The following is a 16,790-nucleotide window of genomic DNA, read 5'->3' on the forward strand; positions in this document are numbered from 1 at the left end:
TAGGATATTTGAGAGGAGCTGTCCTTAGTACGAGAGGACTGGGATGGACTGGCCGCTGGTTGATCTGTTGTTCCGCCAGGAGCATAGCAGAGTAGCCAAGCCGGGACGGGATAAACGCTGAAGGCATCTAAGCGTGAAGCCCCCCTCAAGATGAGATATCCCAACGAAAGTTGTAAGACCCCTTGAAGACGACGAGGTAGATAGGACAGAGGTGGAAGTGTGGTAACACATGGAGCTGACTGTTACTAATAGGTCGAGGGCATAACCAAGTAAGGTGGATAGGTAAGATGTTAAAAAGTTTCTTATATGCAGTTTTGAAGGTACATATTTTATATAAAATAAACATTAACCTGGAATGAGAGGCACGTCTGAAAGGGAAATCTTTTGGGCGTGTTTTTTGTGTGCTCAATTTTATATTTACTTCGATGTATTTTACATAATATAATATATAAGATGCCAGGGTCAAAAGGTCTAAATCCACATGAGCTTGCTCATAAGTGGATGAAAGACCTTGGGATCCGCCCCAATATGAGCCTAAAAGTGGGATGACAATCCCCACGATATGCGAATAATTGGGAGGATTGTGGGAGTGCAACGCACGGAACAATCCGTAGGCATCATAGTTGGGGCTTTTGCCCCCAACATCATATATAAATAATACAAGGATTATGCAAGATTGTACAATAAAGAAATGATATCTGTGAGGGAAAGATGAAAGAATTATTTACACAATGGGGAAGAAATCTAGATTCTGAACATGTTTTACAGGAATATCCAAGACCAATTATGATGAGAGAAACGCATTATGAAATTTTAAATGGCTGGTGGGAATATGCCTTTACACAGAATCAGAAGAAACCAAAGCAATATGATGGAAAAATATTAGTCCCGTTTTCACCAGAGAGTGTTTTATCAGGGGTATCCAGGCAGTTAATGCCGAATGAATATTTGTGGTACAGAACAAAGATAAAGTGTCAGGAATGGGATAATAAGGCATTACAAGAACGACTATTATTACATTTTGGAGCAGTAGATCAAAGTTGTAAAATCTGGATGAATGGACACTTTGTAGTAAGTCATGTGGGTGGTTATCTGCCATTTTCCTGCGATATTTCGGAGTATGTTCATAGTGGAGAGAATGAATTGGTAATTATGGTACAGGATCTGTCAGATACATCGTATCATGCAAAGGGCAAACAAAAAGTGAAACGTGGAGGGATGTATTATACTGCTCAAAGTGGAATATGGCAGACTGTGTGGATGGAATATGTTCCGCAAGACCGGATAAAAAATGTAGAAACTAAATATATAAAAACTGGAAAACAAAAAGGAAAGCCAACTTTAAATAATTGCGTAAATGCATCGGAGAAGGTAAAAATATATATTCAGACAGTCTCAGAACAGAAAGATTTGACTGTACAAATAGATATTAGATTTCCGAAGATATATGCGAATGCAGAAGATAATGTAACGGATTTTATTGCATTATCACACACGATACCTGATGTGCAAAAATCAATATCAGGAAGAGCAAATACATGGATAGAGATAGAAATTCAAAATGCAAAATACTGGTCTTGTGAAACTCCATATTTGTATTATTTTCATGTATCATTGATTGAATGTGAGGATGAGACAGATAAGACAGATAAGAAGCACGTTTTAGATGAAGTGGAAAGTTATTTTGCGATTCGTGATTTTACAATTCAACAGGATGAAGACCATATTCCGCGCATTTATTTGAATAACAAGAAGTGCTTTTTGAAAGGAGTTCTGGATCAAGGCTATTGGCCGGATGGTCTTTATACAGCACCTTCAGAAGAAGCATGGATCTTTGATATTCTGGAAATGAAAAAAATAGGATTTAATATGGTCAGAAAGCATATTAAAATAGAACCGCAACGCTGGTATTATCATTGTGACCGGCTTGGAGTGATTGTGTGGCAGGATATGGTAAATGGAGGAGAAAAGTATCAGAGTTGGTTCGTCACGTATCTGGCAACGGTGCTGTCCGGATTGGGGATTACAGTAAAAGATCATTATTCCAGATTATTTGCAAGACGAAGTCAGGAAGGAAGAAGTGAATTTATCAACGAGGTAAAAGAAACGATTCAGTTACTAAAAAAACATCCGAGTATATGCACATGGGTCATTTTTAATGAAGGATGGGGACAATTTGCTACACAACGAATCACGGATATGGTGAGAAAGATAGATTCAGAACATTTGATAGATTCAGCAAGTGGTTGGTTTGATCAGGGAACAGGAGATTTTCAAAGTATACATAATTATTTCTTCCCTTTAAAAGTTAAACCGGAAGACGTCAGAGCAGCCGTATTGAGCGAATACGGAGGTTTTACATTAGAAGTAGAAGAACATACTGCATCAGAAAAGAAATATGGTTATGGAGGCTATAAAACGAAGACAGAGTATCAGAAGGTCTATCGTCAACTAGAATATAAAATAAAAAAATTAGAAGGACAGGGATTATGTGGATGTGTGTATACACAATGGAGTGATATAGAAGATGAGATTAATGGAATCTATACATATGACCGTGAAGTAAATAAATTGAGTTAGAGTAGAAAAAACGATTCTTGATGATCGCACTGCGGCGGATAAGAAGTATGTTGCATACTGCGACCCGCCGCAGGCGGAGAATCTAGAAAGCGAGATTCTTTTTAGATTAGGTGTGTACTTTCCAATTTTTCTGTAAATGCATCATTTAACTTGATGACTGGTTTCCTGAGTATCAGACCGAGCAACAATGCCGGAATCAGGAAGAGTGCCAGTTTTCCAAGTTCAATCCAGTAGTTCATGCCATAGAAACCGGCGATGCATTCACGCATAGCGTTCATGCTGTGCACAAATGGAAGTAAAGGATATACTTTCCGGAAAAATTCTGGCGCACACTGAATTGGGAAAGTTCCACCACTTCCGGCTACCTGCATGACCATCAGCACAACTGCGATTGCTTTACCGATATCTCCAAAGGAAACAGTCAAAGCGTAAATAATGTTTACATATACAAGACTGCTAAAGCATCCTGCCAGTACAAATAATACAGGATGTTCACATTGGATGCCCAGGAAATAAAGATCGCCAAGACAGATCAATGCGCTCTGTAAAAATCCTATACAAAGGAGAAGAAGAATGCGTCCAATATATAACTGGTGTTCTTTCGGATTATTTAATTTGTGTTTTAAGTTGTCTGAAACATTTACTTTTAACATGGCAGCCATTACAACTGCGCCGACCCAAATCGCGAGTGTTGAGTAGAATGGAGCCATAGCAGATCCATAGTTCTCGATAGGGTAGATATGTGTTTCATTAAGCTTGACCGGTGATGCAAGGAATGAACCAATTGCCTCCGGATCCTCAGAGAGAAGGCTGGTCAGTAATTGGATGCCGTTGTCATCGGAAGATAGCATTGCAGTTGCTGCATTAGACATTTTACCGGATGCTTCATTTAAAAGAGAAGCGGAATCTGATAAAGCTTTCTGTACCTCTGTGAGATTTCCAGCTGCAGAGCCTGTCACCCCGGAAATGTCTTTCAGACTGTTATCTAACTGTCCAAGCAGTGAAGTAATAGAATTGCTTGTGCTAGTCAGATCATTTGCCAGATCATCCAGACTACCCTTAACATTGTTTTCATAATCTTTTTTCACAGTACTGATTGAAGAATTACTCTGAGCAATCAAGCTGTCAATATTGTTCTTTAATTCGGTTGCATTTGCAGTTGCGGAAGTAATACCAGTAGCTGCATCGTTAATGGCATCACGGATTGCTTCTTGAGAAGCTTTCGCTTTCTGAATATTGCCGATTGCCTGCATAAGCATACCTTTTAAATGTGGATCAGTAATAGAGTCAGCAATTTGGCTCAGAGAGTTTTCCAGTGACTGGTAACCATCTATCAGATTCTGCACACGTCCACTTACGGTATTCAGTGCATTTGCACAAGCCTGTGCGTCTGAATTATAAGAATCCAGTGCATTTCCGACACAGGTGGATACCGCACTGTAGAAGGAAGCGCTCTGTGAAAGTGCCTGGTTGATGGAATCTGTTGTTCCTGTTAAAGCTGAATTCAGGGAATCAATACCATTTCCAGCCACGCCCAGAGCATTTACACTGGCTTTTGTACCGGAACCGGACTGGCTTAAGAATTCTGTAGTGGTATTCAACATAATTGCCGCAGAATTTGCCATATCGGAAAATGCCTGTACAGTGCCGGCGGCAGAGGATAAGTCTGTTGAAATCTGCGCCAGTGCGGCTGAGAGGTTGTCTGCGATTGTCTGATCATCGGTCTCGTCAGCAACGTTATTAACAAGCTGAAAGGCTTCTAATGCGGTCTGGGATACCGTCTGTACAAATGTATCATTAATTTGCTGCTGTACGGCATTTGCGCCTTTTACGGTGACTTTCGGGGCAATTGCGTTTTCCTTTTCATTGATATAATATTTGATTTCAGGATGTGTTACATTGGATGTGAAAATACTCATCATGTCTTTACTGAAATCTTTTGGGATTACGATTGCCGCATAATATTTTCCGGATTTTACTCCTTCTTTCGCTTTCTTAGCACTTGTAAATGTCCAGTCAAGCTGCGAGTTACCTCTAAGAGTTGTAAGAACCTGATCTCCAAGGTTAAGGTTTACTGAGAGAAGTTCACCACTATAACCTTCATCAGAGCTTGCTACAGCAACTTTTAAGTTTCCTGTATTTCCGTATGGATCCCAGCTTGCAGCGATATTGAACCACGCGTAAAGAGTCGGAATAACAGTGATTCCCATAATAACGATCATGGCAATGACATTTTTATGGATCTTCTTTAAATCATACTTAAAAATGCGAAGAATATTTTTCATGATTATTCCTCCTCCTTTCCACGGAATTTTTTCACCATCTCATCAAAAGACATACCAGCCAGCTGTTGTTGCTCGGCGAGTCTTGTGTGAATGAATTCTACAATAATAAGCCATGTTGCGATGGCGATGATAGATATGATCCAAAGAACCAAAAATACAATTTTCGATTCCAGACTGAACATCAGTATCAGGAAGATCAACGGAATAATAGTAATCGCAAGGAAACCATAGCGAATCATTTTCCGATAATTCTGTTCAAAATTCTGAGCTTTCTCAGCGGTCTGTGTACGTAAGTCGTCTTGTGAAAGAGAGGCTTTTAAAAGCATAGACAACTGAGCGCTCCTGCTTAATTGATCATCTGGTTCTTCGCAGACCATAAATTCTGTTTCAGACAGCTTCAGGTCGAACAGGCGGTTCAGTCCTGCCAGAAGAGGTCTTATTCCCAGTCCGATTAAAAGTGCAATCGGAACGTAGCAGAGCAAGATGAAAAGGTTGTGGATATAAACACTTCCATACATGCCTGCAATTGCTTCACGCATCGCAGCAACTCCATAAGTGAATGGAAGAAGCGGGTGTATTTTCTGGAAAAATACCGGTGTCATTTCAATCGGATAGGTTCCGGAAGATCCTGGAATCTGAAGAATGACAAAGATTACACATAACGCTTTTCCAATATGCTTAAATGTCAGTGACAGAGCATAAATAATGTTGACATATACAAAGGAGCATACAAGCCCGGTCAGTACCAGCGCAAATGGGTGACGGCACTGAACGCCTGGAAGAAATACATCTCCGACACATACGATCAGTCCCTGGACAAGACCTAGCAGCATGTATAAAAGCCAGCGCCCAAAATACATATTTGTGGCACTGTAAGAACGCATGGATCTGTCACGGTCCACTTCCATTTTGAAGATAGCAATCAGGACGATTCCTCCAACCCAGATTGCCAGGTTCGAATAGAATGGTGTCATGGAAGAACCGTAGTTTTTAACAGAATAGTACGTTTCTGTATCCACATTTACCGGAGATGATACGAATTCAGCAATCGTATCGGAATCAATGCCTTCCAAAGAGGTAAGCTTCTGGAATGTCTCAGAACTTGTAATCGCATTGATGTCGGTACGGACGTTGTCCAGTCGGTTGATTACGGCATTCAGAGAGGACTGTGTTCCATTCAGTACGTTGTTCAGTTCTGTGAGGCTTGTGCCAAGCTGTGTCAGAATACTGTTTAACTGCTCAGTGGTAGCAGGTACACCGTTCAGTATTCCGTTCAGTTCACCTGTCAGACTGGAAAAAATATCCATAGTCTGATTCAACTGTGGAAATACGTTCTCATCAAGAGAGGTACGAAGACTCTGAATACCACTTAAGTTTGCTTTGTTGATTGTTTCCAACTGTGCAAGTGTATTGGTTGTTGTGGAAAGTGCGTTGCTAATACCATCGTTTCCGGCAGTCAGGCTGCTGATCAACTGTTGATTGCTCTGGTTCTGCTCAGAAAGTTTTGCGAGAGCAGAGTTGATTGTATCGGACTGTGCCGGTAATTGTGAAGCAAGCTGCTGCAGTGTTGCAATAATTTCACCGTTTTTAGTATTGACTTCCTGGGCATTATTCAAAGCATTTCCCACTTTCTGATTAATATCAGAAGCCTGGCCAGACAGCTTGCCGAATCCTTCAGAAGCCTGGCCATAAGCCTGTTCAATAATACTCAGACCATTTGAAATAGACTGGGATAATGCGGAAGTGAAGTTCCCGGTAGCGGTTCGTGTGTCCTTTAATACGCTGTCTGCATCGGAAAGTGCATTTGCACCGGAAGTTGCTGCGTCACCTAAAGCAGATGTGGCACTTTTTGCGTTATCGATCAAAGTCTGTGTACCACCGACACTGGAATTGAAGGAATCCAGAATCTTTTGGTACTCGGCAATATTATCATTTACTTTGTCAAGCATTGACACAAGATCAGAATTGACAGTATCGATAGTACCGGCCAGGTCAGTAACAGACTGCTTTAATACATTTGAAACCGATTCAGATGCAATGGATGAAAAGGTATTGTTGATTTGAAGCTGGATTGTGCTGGCACCACTGTCTGTGATTTTTGGTGCAATTGCATTGATTTTTTCATTAAGATAATAATCCAGTTTCGGAGTCTCCATCTTGCCGGAGAGGATACTCAGAAGAGAACTGCTAAAATCTTCCGGAATTACGATTGCCGCGTAATATTTTCCGGATTTGACTCCTTCAACAGCATTTTCTTCATCCGTAAAAGTCCATCCGAGTTGATCATTTTCTTTTAAATTTTTAATGATTTCATTCCCGGCATTGATTGTAAGATCATTGCTTGTTGCATCTTTGTCGTTATTGGCAACGGCTACTTTAATGCCGGAGGTGTTGCTGTATGGGTCAATATTGGCTGCAATATTGAACCAGGCATACAGAGAGGGGATAATACATACGCCGATCATGACCAGCACGGCAGCAGGACTGCGAAGCAGACGTTTCATGTCCCGGCGGAAAATCCGAAATGCGTTCCTCATAAATAAAATGCTCCTTTTGTGTAAATATTTTTCTAGTAATAGATACGATGTTGATTATCTTATCAAAAAGTATTATATTAAGGAAGAAAGTGATTTACAACCGTTAAAAGGTTAAAAAGTGCTGATTAATAGACAGAAAATATTAAAAATGTTGCATTATATCAATATGTTATAAAAATTTAACACTATAATGAAAGAAAGAGCAGGAAACATATGCAGAAGAAGACAGACCGTCGGGTCCGCAAGACAAAGACCCAGCTTAGAAATGGGCTCGCCATGCTTATGAAGGAGAAAAGTGTAGGTGAGATTACAGTAAAAGAATTGGTAGATCAGGTAGATATTAACAGATCTACTTTTTATTTGCATTATCCAGATATATCAGGGCTGTTGTATGAGATTGAGAATGATCTGGCAGAGGAGATGGAACGTGCGATCAGAGAGCATCCAATTGAAAAGCGAGAGGATAATGGATTTTATTTTCTTCAGGACATATTTCAAGTGTTAGACAACAATCGAGAGATTGTTTCTGCTTTGGTCGGACCTTACGGAGATATGCGATTCATTCAGAAAGTGGAAGTTATTCTGGCAAGAAACAGCAGGGAGGTGTTAGAGCAGATGTTTCCGGAAAAAAGTGATCAGATGGATTACTTTTATGCATATTGCCTGAATGGCTGTCTTGGATTTGTAAAGACCTGGCTTGCCGATAAAAAGTCTTGTACACCAGAGTTCGCAGCAGATTTTATCTATCGAATGGTGGTCAGTTCTATGCGTGCTTTTTGTGAAACTCGTGAGGAAGTGTAGGAGTATACCATGCACTCTTAGTGAAATGTAACAAAAGAACTTTCCCTATTTTGGTACATTCTTTCATTGACGGGAAAGTGTCAAAAGGATATAATTAAACTATCTAATGTAAGAGCTTACAAGGACGGTAAATGCCTTACGATTTTTTTTAAATTTAAAATGTAAGCGTTTACAATTCGTAAAGCATTTCAGTTCAAAAAGTTCTTCGTTGCGTTAGGAAGATGGCTGAAACAGGGAATCAGGAAAGCACAGGTTATCAGTCAGAGATCCTAGTTACAACAAAATATAGAAAGTGAGGACAAGCAATGAAAAAGAGGTTATTAGCAGTATTACTGACAGCAGCTATGGTACTCGGAATGACAGCTTGCGGATCTAAATCCAATAGCGGAAGCTCAGACAAAAAAGAAGAAGCTCAGTCAACCGATGATATCAAAGAGTGCACAATCAAGTTCCAGTATTGGGCAGATAACACAGATTATTCTTCCCTGATGCAGGACATCATCAAGAAGTTCAACGAGGAGAATGAGTACGGAATCACTGTTGAAGGTGAAGAAGTTCCTTGGGATGGTGGAGGATATTCCAACACACTGTTCAACGCAGCTATGGGTGGTGGAGCACCGGATGTAGCAACCTTTAAGCTTTCCGCAACACCGATGTTCACAAACAACAACCTGCTTGCAGACTTAACACCTTATGTTGATGCATGGGATAAGAAAGATGACATTTCTGACAACATCTACGACGTAATGAAAAAGGCAGGCGGATCTGACGATTCACTTTATCTGATGCCATGGAACATTCAGGTACTCTATGTATACTACAGACCATCAATCTTCAAAGAGGCTGGTATTACAGAGACACCTAAGACATACGATGAGTTCCTTGAGGACATTAAGAAATGTACAATGGATACAGATGGTGATGGAAAGACAGATGTATACGGATTTGGTATGCGTGGTGCTTCCGGTGGACAGGAGCCATGGGGAAGCTTCATCTATGGTGAAGGTGGAAGCTTTGATGATCTGACATCTGATGCATCTGTACAGGGTATGCAGGACTTCATCGATCTGTATAAGAACGGATATGTTCCAGAGTCAGCTACGAACGATGGATTCAACGAGACAGTTGCTAACTTCAAGTCTGGAAAGACAGCTATGTTCATACATCATATCGGATCTTCTAAAGGTATGGTAGAAGAACTTGGTGATGATGTTGATGCATTCATTATTCCGAAAGGAAAAGGACAGTGGACATCCATGGGAGATACAGAGACTGTAATGTTCGATTCTTGCGAGAACAAAGCAGCAGCATTCGAGTGGATGAAATATCTTGCAACAGAAGAAGGACAGAAAATGTGGTGCGAAGGAACAGGACAGGTTCCAGTAAGCAAGACTGTTCAGCAGGAAGACTACTTCCAGAATGACAAATTCATGAAAGTATCTATGGAAGGTGTTGATATCGCAGGTACAGTTCCGGTTAAAGATACAACAACTGAGTGGATCACAAACTGGCCGGCAACAATTTCTCAGGCTCTGACAGGCGAGATTACAGCTAAAGAGTGTATGGATAAGCTGGACAAAGCTCTTAACGAGTAGAAACTAGATTTTGTAACAACTAGATAATAATTGATTTATGAAACTGCCTTGTCAGGCAACTGGCAGGGCAGTATGATTGAAAGGGAAAGAACACGATGGTAAAAAAGAAAAGTATCTATCCATATTTATTGGTAGCACCTGCTCTGATTATCATTTTGTGCGTAGTATTCATTCCGGTTATTAATGCGATTGGAATGAGTTTCCAGAGTTATGATTTGAGAAGACCGAATGACATTGCGTTTGTCGGACTTGCAAATTACATCGCGGCATTTAAAGATGAGCTGTTCTGGAAAGCACTTTGGAAGACGATTCTCTGGGTGGTATTTGGCGTTGGATTTCAGTTTGTATTTGGTTTTATACTGGCATTGCTTCTTAACAAGAAGTTCAGAGGGCGCGGTGTTGTCCGTGCAGTCAGCCTGATTCCATGGGTCACACCTGGTATTTTGATCGGTCTTATGTGGAGATGGATGTATGACGGTAACTATGGTGTACTCAATGACATTCTTCAGAAATTACATATACTTAATAAGAGCATACCATTTTTAGCACAGACGAATACAGCATTTCCGGCAGTTGTAGTAACGATTATCTGGCAGGGAATTCCATTCTTTGCACTGATGATTCTTGCAGGGCTGCAGGGAATTCCAGGAGAACTTTATGAAGCAGCCGACATGGATGGCGCGACAGGATTCCAGAAGTTATTTAAGATTACAATTCCAAGTATTAAGAATACAATCTTTATCACAGGACTTCTGAGAATTATCTGGGTTGCAAACTCAGTCGATGTTATCTTCAACATGACGGAAGGTGGACCGGCTTATGCAACACAGACACTGAGTGTATATGTGTTTAATAAAGCTCAGGCATTGAACTTGGGATACTCATCAGCAATGGCAATCTTGCTTGCACTTGTACTTTGCCTGGTTGCAGTTCCGTATTTGATCTTTACATTTAGAGAGGAGGATAAGTAGTATGAAGAGGGAATCATTCTTAAAGAGATTTTTAACATTATATCTTCCACTGATCGTAATATTACTTTTCATCCTGTTCCCGTTTTATTGGACATTTATTACATCTATAAAACCGGACACAGAGTTATACGGAGCAGTTACATACTGGCCAAGACAAGTTCAATGGGAGAACTACACGAAACTGTTTACTACAACAGTAAATTTCCTGGCTGCCATGAAGAATAGCTTTATTGTTGCGGCAGTAACAACAGTTGTTTCTCTGACAGCATCAACATTAGCATCATATGCGTTTTCAAGATACAGATTTGCAGGACGTAGAGCGATGATGGCATTGTTTTTAAGCAATAATATGTTCCCTACGGTATTGCTTTTAATCCCATTATACTCTATAATGAGAAACCTGGGGTTACTTTATACTCCATGGGCTCTTGTACTCGCATATACAACGTTCACACTTCCATTTTCTGTATGGTTGCTGAATGGATTTTTTAACGACTTGCCACTATCACTTGAAGAAGCAGCATTGGTTGATGGATGTAATAGAAGGATGGCATTTTTCAAGATCATTTTACCTATATTAGGTCCTTGCCTTGTTGCCACCGGTGTATATATCTTCATGACATCATGGAACGAGTATACATTTGCGGTAATGTTTACGAACAATGCGACAAGAACAATACCTGTAGCACTGAAGAGTCTGATCGGTCAGCTTGGAGTTGACTGGGGTCTGTTAACAGCAGGTGGAATCATTACGATCATTCCAGTATGTATCATGTTCTTCTTTGCACAGAAGAGATTAGTTGAGGGATTAACAGCAGGAGCTGTTAAAGGTTAATATAAGGAGGAAGAAAAATGAATTACGAGAAAAAAGCAAAGGAATTGCGCCAAGAGATATTGAAGAGTTTATTTGCCTGCCAGTCAGGTCATCCGGGCGGATCATTATCATGTGTTGAGATTCTTATGGCTCTCTACTATGATGAGATGAAGAATCTTGATCCTAAGGATCCTAAGAAAGCAGACAGAGACCGTCTCGTATTAAGTAAGGGACATGCTTGCCCTACATTATATGCAATCCTGGCAGATCTGGGATATTTCCCGAAAGAGGATCTGGCACACCTTCGTCAGATTGACAGCCATCTTCAGGGACATCCGGACTGCAACAAGACTCCAGGTGTTGATATGAACACAGGATCTCTTGGACAGGGAATGTCTCTGGCAACAGGACTTGCTCTTGCAGCTAAGCATGCAAAAGCTGACTACAAAGTATATGCAGTAGTTGGTGATGGCGAGTGTCAGGAAGGTATTGTATGGGAGGCAGCTATGGCAGCAGCTCATTACAAACTTGATAACCTTTGCGTTTTACTTGACTATAACGGACTTCAGATCGATGGAACTAACGATCAGGTCATGGGACTTGGAAACATCGTTGAGAAGTTTAAAGCCTTCGGTTTCGAATGCTTTGAAGTAGATGGACATAACATTGAAGAAATTGACAAAGCAATTGAGGCTCCAGTATCTGGTAAGCCAAAATTCATTTGCTGCCACACAATCAAAGGTAAAGGTGTATCCTTCATGGAGAACCAGGTGGGATGGCACGGAAGACCGTTGAAACCAGAAGAGTTCGAGACAGCTATGAAAGAATTGGAGGCGTAAGAAGATGGGAAAATCATTAAGAGTTGCTTACGGAGAAGCATTAGTTAAATTAGGACAGAAGAACGATAAGATCGTTGCATTAGATGCAGACCTTGCACACGCAACAATGTCAGCTACATTTGCTGAGGCATTTCCAGATCGTTTCTTTAACGCAGGAATTGCAGAGTGTAATATGATGGGCATGGCAGCTGGATTTGCTCATACAGGATACATTCCATTTGCAAGCACATTTGCTCTTTTCGGATCAGGAAGAGCTTATGAGATCATTCGTAACTCTATTGCATACACAAACACAAATGTTAAATTTGGATTATCTCATTCCGGACTTTCAGTAGGAGAGGACGGAGGAAGTCATCAGTCTATCGAGGATGTTGCTCTTATGAGAGAGATGCCGAACATGACGGTATTTGTACCATGTGATCCTACAGAGATGGAGAAAGCTGTATTTGCAGCAGCAGAGATTGACGGACCAGTTTACATCCGTGTTGCAAGACCTGTTTGTGAGGATATCACAACAGAGGATACACCATTTATCCCGGGAAAAGCTAACATCTTAAAAGATGGTAACGATGTTTGCATCATCACAATGGGACTTATGGTACCGATCGCATTAAAAGCAGCTGAGATGCTTGAGGCAGAAGGAATTTCTGCAGCAGTTGTTAATATGCACACAGTAAAACCTATCGATGCTGAGACAATCCTTGCTATGAACGAGAAGTGCAAAGGTATCGTAACAGCTGAAGAGCATTCTGTGATCGGTGGACTTGGATCTGCTGTAGCAGAAGTTCTTGCAGGACATGCCGGAGCTAAATTCGAAAGAGTTGGTATCCAGGATAAATTCGGAAAATCCGGTAAACCAGCTGAACTGTTTGCAGCTTATGGACTTACAGCTGAGAACATCGTTGAAAAATGCAAAGCAACATTAGCATAAGAATCTGATCAAATTCATTTTATTATATAAAAGGGAGATAAGAATCATGGAAATTTTAAATTATTCATTTGACGGGGAAGGAATGCAGAGAGTATTCGAGAACGAGAAATGGACAGTTGGTATCAAAAACTGGAAACCAGCTAACGACATCACAGGAATCAACAATCTGGAGCGTCACAACAAGACTGATGAGCTTTTCGTACTTGTTGCCGGATCTTGCACACTGATCTATGCAAATGAAGTAGAAGGCGGTCTTGATATCAAGGCAGTTAAGATGGAGCCAAACAAGGTTTACAATATCCCAGCTACACTGTGGCATAACACAGTAACATGCAAGGATACAAAGATGATCCTGATTGAGGATTCCAACACATCCATGGACAACAGCGATATTTTAGATTTGAATGAAGATCAGATTGCTGCTATCAAAGCTTTAGTATAGTATCTTACGTAATGCATTAGCTGCATCGCGACAATAAAACAGGCTCTCTACGACATAATTATGCGAGATTATGTGTTGAGAGCCTTTTTTGTAAAAAAATCCAGACAATTTTGCAATAAATAAGAATATTTATGCATTTATCGGTATTTTATACAATAAGCTTGATGCGGATATTTATAGAAAATTATAAAGGAGGTCGGAAGAAGTGTACAATTTAAAATTTGGCTGTCAGTCCTATCCATGGAAGATGGGAAAACATTTTGGTCAGTTGCCGAGAATGCTTAAAGTAGCAGCAGAGGCAGGAATCGTATGTTGTTTCCATCCGAACAGCGCAAAGAATTCGTTGTTTCGTACAGAAGAAGACTATGAAGCCATGTTTGAGTTGATTCAGCCGACTGCTATTGACTGGGCTTCGGACGTAGGACATATTGATTATGATTATGGGACTTGGAGCACCGGGAGATAAATGGAAGCATAACTATGAGCTATTAAGTAAATGGTTTTGGTGTATTGTTCCGGATAACAGAGGAGCAGGATTAAGCGACAAACCGGAAGCAGAGAGTTATACAACAGAGCAGATGGCAGACGATATCATCGGTATCATGGATGCATTAGATATCAAAAAAGCCCATGTTATGGGTGTCTCTATGGGAGGCGCCATTGCACAGCAGGTGGCACTGAAAGTTCCGGACAGAGTTCTGAGTCTGATTTTGACAAGTACATTTGCAAGTGTAAGTCCGGCATTTAAAAAGGCTTTAAATCTAATCTGTGAGCTGAAAGAAGATTGGGAAATCTATTGAAGAAGATGCAGCGTACCCTTATCCAATGCCTGTGTATGCCTATAAGGCACAGTGTGGGGCATGTCTCAGCCACAATACAGCAGGCAGGCTGCATGAGCTTAAAATGCCGGTACTGATCGCTGCAGGGGCAAAGGATTTGTTCATGAATATAGAGAAGACCATGGAATTAGTACATGGAATTTCACAGGCAGAATTCTATCTTGCACCGGAAGGCGGACATGTACATCAGTGGGAATATCCTGAGCCATATGACAGTGTTGTAGTGGGATTTTTGATGAAACATACAAATTAAAAAATATATATAATGTAGACCATGAATTGAATTAGAGTTTCATATCATGGATATAAAATTGAAATGAGAGAATGGAGGAAACAAAATAATGTCTATAGATATGAATACGTTGATTAGTCAAATGATTATGTTTTTTGTCATTCTCGGATGTGGTTTTATAGGAGCAAAATTAGGGCTTTTGAAAGCCGAAGTCATTCATGGGTTAAGCAGTCTGCTTATGGGCGTTATCTGTCCGTTGATGCTGATTGCAGTATTTCCGTCAGCAGTGCAGGAGGAAAATGCATGGGATATTGCAAAATCTGTAATTCCCTATGCACTGATTACATATCCGCTGCTTACAGGAGCTGGATTCCTGACAGGAACGTTATTACATTTCCGAGGAGATAAAAGAAAAATCTTTACTGCCCAATGTCTTTTCGGAAATATGGCGTTCTTTGGGCTGCCTCTTGTAAAAGAGATATTTGATCCGGTTGCAGTAGTAGCATTTTCTTTCTGCGTTGTAATAGATAATCTGTTCCTCTGGACAGAAGGAGTATTGCTCACTTCTAAATCAGAAGGAGGACAGGAATTATCCTTGAAGCTGATCATAAAGAAGCTGTCTAATCCTGTTATAGTAGGAGTGCTGATCGGGCTGATGTTGATGATTTTGAAAGTGCCATCAGATTTACTGATTCTTCGAAGCTTTGATACAATAGGAAGCTGTGCAAAGCCACTGGCACTTTTGTATATCGGAGGAACGATTGCACTGATGGAATCAGGATCATTAAAGAAAGCATGGCCAGTTGTATTTGTCATAATCATTAAGCTGATAGTTATGCCGGTTGTCATATTTCGTGTGATGACGTGGCTTGGCGTGAATGATCTTGCGAGAAATATCTGGACGCTGATTATTGCACTTCCGAGTATGGCAAGCATTCCGATTATGGCAGAGAGCTTTGGGTCAACAGAAGCTGATTATGCGGTGCAGGGTGTATTTATTATTACACTGGCAAGTCTGGTAACAATACCGCTTGTGGTGATGCTTTGCAGGTAATAGTAATAGGTATTTAGAATGTATAATTTATAAGGTGAAAGCTTTTATTATAAATGAAAGTTTGAAAACATTACATAAATGTAAAGAATGTTTAGGAAACGATTTAGTTATATTAGAAATAAAAATATTTCCAATACAACGTGAAAGGAGAAATTAAAATGGTAGATCAGAATTGTGCATATTGTGTAGAGGGAGAATTATTAGCAAAATTTGGAATTAAGATTTGTGAACTGGAAAACTCTAAAGTATATCTTTTTAAAGAGCAGAGCCATCCGGGAAGAGTTGTAGTTGCTCATAAGAAACATGTCAGCGAGATTCTGGAGCTGACACCACAAGAGAGAGCAGCATACTTAGAGGAGATTGCAAAGGTATCTGAGGCAATCCACAAAATCTTCAAACCTGCAAAAGTGAACTATGGTGCATATGGAGATACAGGACATCATTTGCATTTCCATCTTGTACCAAAGTATACGGATGAGTATGAGTGGGGAGGCACATTTGAGATGAACCCAGGAAAGAAATTCTTAAGCGATGAAGAATATGCTCAGATGATTGAGAAGATTAAGGCTGAGTTGGTTTAGAAAATGGAAATAGAAAATTGTTATAGAATCTGAGCCGCCTGAGAGTTCAAGCTCCCAGTGCAGAACATTACGATGAGCTATATAAGACGAGAAAAGTGTACGCATAAGCGTGCACTTTTCTTGATTGCCATGTATGTGGTAAAAGGTCTGATGGACTTTTTAGTTTGTGTATCCGGGGAAAGGCTGGGAGATGTCAGACCTTTAAGAACAAGAAGGAATCGAATCACCGGGTTTTAGTTTTATATACGAAAGAGATAATTTATAATCGGGTTTTTCGATTGGTCTTGAG

Annotated in this window: 15 protein-coding genes and 1 rRNA gene; 14 read left to right on the forward strand and 2 right to left on the reverse strand. The window is 40.4% G+C overall.

Going from position 1 to position 16,790, the window contains the following annotated elements:
* Together G593_RS0113880 and G593_RS0113885 are read left to right on the forward strand one after the other, a co-directional pair.
* Positions 1–269, forward strand: a 23S ribosomal RNA gene (locus G593_RS0113880); the annotation flags it as partial.
* 442 nt (positions 270–711) lie between these two features.
* A complete protein-coding gene (locus G593_RS0113885) occupies positions 712–2,580 on the forward strand; it encodes a glycoside hydrolase family 2 protein (protein WP_029732089.1) in 1,869 nt (622 codons plus the stop codon).
* 101 nt (positions 2,581–2,681) lie between these two features.
* Here G593_RS0113885 and G593_RS0113890 read toward each other — a convergent pair whose 3' ends face one another.
* Together G593_RS0113890 and G593_RS0113895 are read right to left on the reverse strand one after the other, a co-directional pair.
* Positions 2,682–4,865 carry a YhgE/Pip domain-containing protein gene (locus G593_RS0113890; RefSeq protein WP_029732090.1) on the reverse strand — a complete coding sequence of 728 codons (2,184 nt, stop codon included), beginning with the start codon at positions 4,863–4,865 and terminating at the stop codon, positions 2,682–2,684.
* 2 nt (positions 4,866–4,867) lie between these two features.
* Positions 4,868–7,402, reverse strand: coding sequence for a YhgE/Pip domain-containing protein (locus G593_RS0113895; RefSeq protein WP_029732091.1), 2,535 nt, complete (start codon positions 7,400–7,402; stop codon positions 4,868–4,870).
* Between the two features lie 213 nt (positions 7,403–7,615).
* On the opposite strand from G593_RS0113895, the gene G593_RS0113900 reads away from it, so the two are divergent.
* The 12 genes from G593_RS0113900 (at position 7,616) to G593_RS0113950 (ending at position 16,501) form a co-directional block, all read left to right on the forward strand.
* A complete protein-coding gene (locus tag G593_RS0113900; RefSeq protein WP_029732092.1) occupies positions 7,616–8,203 on the forward strand; it encodes a TetR/AcrR family transcriptional regulator in 588 nt (195 codons plus the stop codon).
* A gap of 305 nt (positions 8,204–8,508) precedes the next feature.
* On the forward strand, positions 8,509–9,798 hold the full coding sequence (locus G593_RS0113905; RefSeq protein WP_029732093.1) for an ABC transporter substrate-binding protein: 1,290 nt from the start codon (positions 8,509–8,511) through the stop codon (positions 9,796–9,798).
* A 95-nt stretch (positions 9,799–9,893) separates the two neighbouring features.
* Positions 9,894–10,769 (forward strand): carbohydrate ABC transporter permease, encoded by an 876-nt coding sequence (locus G593_RS0113910; RefSeq protein WP_005340857.1) that lies wholly within the window; start codon positions 9,894–9,896, stop codon positions 10,767–10,769.
* 1 nt (position 10,770) lies between these two features.
* Positions 10,771–11,604 carry a carbohydrate ABC transporter permease gene (locus tag G593_RS0113915; protein WP_005340855.1) on the forward strand — a complete coding sequence of 278 codons (834 nt, stop codon included), beginning with the start codon at positions 10,771–10,773 and terminating at the stop codon, positions 11,602–11,604.
* A 17-nt stretch (positions 11,605–11,621) separates the two neighbouring features.
* The gene (locus G593_RS0113920; protein ID WP_005335319.1) at positions 11,622–12,422 is read left to right on the forward strand and encodes a transketolase; all 801 of its coding nucleotides are present in this window, start codon (positions 11,622–11,624) and stop codon (positions 12,420–12,422) included.
* A gap of 4 nt (positions 12,423–12,426) precedes the next feature.
* Positions 12,427–13,353 carry a transketolase family protein gene (locus G593_RS0113925; RefSeq protein WP_022278555.1) on the forward strand — a complete coding sequence of 309 codons (927 nt, stop codon included), beginning with the start codon at positions 12,427–12,429 and terminating at the stop codon, positions 13,351–13,353.
* Positions 13,354–13,399: 46 nt separating this feature from the next.
* On the forward strand, positions 13,400–13,795 hold the full coding sequence (locus G593_RS0113930; protein ID WP_005340851.1) for a hypothetical protein: 396 nt from the start codon (positions 13,400–13,402) through the stop codon (positions 13,793–13,795).
* A gap of 205 nt (positions 13,796–14,000) precedes the next feature.
* A complete protein-coding gene (locus G593_RS0113935; RefSeq protein WP_022278556.1) occupies positions 14,001–14,261 on the forward strand; it encodes a hypothetical protein in 261 nt (86 codons plus the stop codon).
* Positions 14,230–14,595: an alpha/beta fold hydrolase gene (locus G593_RS20260; RefSeq protein ID WP_022278557.1), complete on the forward strand. Its 366-nt coding sequence runs from the start codon at positions 14,230–14,232 to the stop codon at positions 14,593–14,595. The genes G593_RS0113935 and G593_RS20260 overlap by 32 nt, the downstream gene beginning before the upstream one ends.
* A 103-nt stretch (positions 14,596–14,698) precedes the next feature.
* On the forward strand, positions 14,699–14,887 hold the full coding sequence (locus G593_RS20265) for an alpha/beta fold hydrolase (protein ID WP_155961825.1): 189 nt from the start codon (positions 14,699–14,701) through the stop codon (positions 14,885–14,887).
* An 88-nt stretch (positions 14,888–14,975) separates the two neighbouring features.
* Positions 14,976–15,920, forward strand: coding sequence for an AEC family transporter (locus tag G593_RS0113945; RefSeq protein WP_029732094.1), 945 nt, complete (start codon positions 14,976–14,978; stop codon positions 15,918–15,920).
* 158 nt (positions 15,921–16,078) lie between these two features.
* Positions 16,079–16,501 carry an HIT family protein gene (locus tag G593_RS0113950; RefSeq protein ID WP_022278560.1) on the forward strand — a complete coding sequence of 141 codons (423 nt, stop codon included), beginning with the start codon at positions 16,079–16,081 and terminating at the stop codon, positions 16,499–16,501.
* The last annotated feature ends 289 nt before the right edge of the window (positions 16,502–16,790 follow it).

The sequence above is a fragment of the Dorea sp. AGR2135 genome, assembly GCF_000420885.1.
GTDB classification, from domain to species: Bacteria; Bacillota; Clostridia; order Lachnospirales; family Lachnospiraceae; genus Dorea; species Dorea formicigenerans.